Source organism: Jiangella ureilytica, from assembly GCF_004348545.1.
GTDB classification, from domain to species: Bacteria; Actinomycetota; Actinomycetes; order Jiangellales; family Jiangellaceae; genus Jiangella; species Jiangella ureilytica.
The window spans coordinates 1-1,118 of record NZ_SMKL01000160.1; the positions used below are offsets into that span (position 1 = coordinate 1).

Here is a 1,118-nt window from a genome sequence, read left to right on the forward strand (position 1 = left end):
TCGCGGTGGGGGTGGCAGGGGCGGCGCTCGGCGTGGGGGTGTCGGTGGCCGGGAACTCCTCCCACGGCCACGGCTCGGCGCCGCGGTCCTCTTGGACGGCGACCGGGTCCTCGGAACCGCAACCGGTGAGTCCGAGGACGCCGACGACGAGGGCTGCGCAGGCAGCGGCGTGTGCCCGCCCTGACCGCATGCTCGCCTCCGTCCGCTCGACCCAGGGCATTCTCCCCAGGTGGAGGCGGCCGAAACCTCCGCGTTCCGGGCGTCTCGCGGCTCAGAACGTGCCGAGCCAGGCCCAGACGACGGTGCCGACGCGGTCCAGCTGGGCGGGATCGACGACGGCCGGCACGTCGCCCGGCGAGTGGTAGCCGTCGTACGGGACGCTGCCCAGCCGCGCCGACGGCAGGTCCGCCTTCTCGAACGACCAGTGGTCGCTGGAGCGGTTCTCGCAGGTCTGCACCGGCACCTCGGCCGTCGCGGCCGCGGCGACCAGCGTGTCGCGCAGCGCCGTGGTCCCCCGCCCGCCCGTGCACACCGGCACGTCGGCGGCGGCCACGCCGACGCGGTCCAGCGACACCATGCCGGTGGTCGCGGCCGCCTGCGCCGCCGTCAGCCCGCGGACGTAGAACTGCGACCCGAAGTGGTGCATCGAGTCGCCGTCGCCGCGCGGCTCCTCGGCGCCGAAGGCGATGAACCGCACGGGGACCGACGGCGGCTGCGCGGCGGCCAGCCGGGCCAGCTCGATCATGACGCCGACGCCGGACGCGTTGTCCTCGGCGCCCGGCGCCTGCGGGACGGTGTCGAGGTGCGCGCCGACGACGACGTGCGGCTGTGTGGGGTCGAAACCCGGGACGTCGGCGATGACGTTGGTGGACGTGCCGGCCTCGACGTCGACGCCCCACGAGTTGCCGGCCGGCACCTGGAACGGCGTCGTCGACACCTGGTAGCCCAGCGCCGTCATGGTGTCGGCGACGTACTGTGCGGCCTGCCGGAACCCGGCCGAGGTCGCCTCACGCGGCCCGACCGTCCCGGCCAGGTGCTCGACGACGGCGTACGCTGCGGCCGCGTCGAACACCGGCGGCGGCGCGGGCGTGGGGGTCGGCGTGGGGGTCGGCGTGGGC

At 75.8% G+C, this 1,118-nt stretch carries 1 protein-coding gene and 1 pseudogene; both read right to left on the reverse strand.

All coding sequences use genetic code 11. The features are described 5' to 3' along the window. Positions 1-190: pseudogene (locus E1212_RS30235) on the reverse strand (hypothetical protein); the annotation flags it as partial. A gap of 81 nt (positions 191-271) precedes the next feature. Continuing rightward, on the reverse strand, positions 272-1,118 hold an 847-nt coding region (locus E1212_RS29115), incomplete at its 5' end, for a M28 family metallopeptidase (protein WP_203417381.1).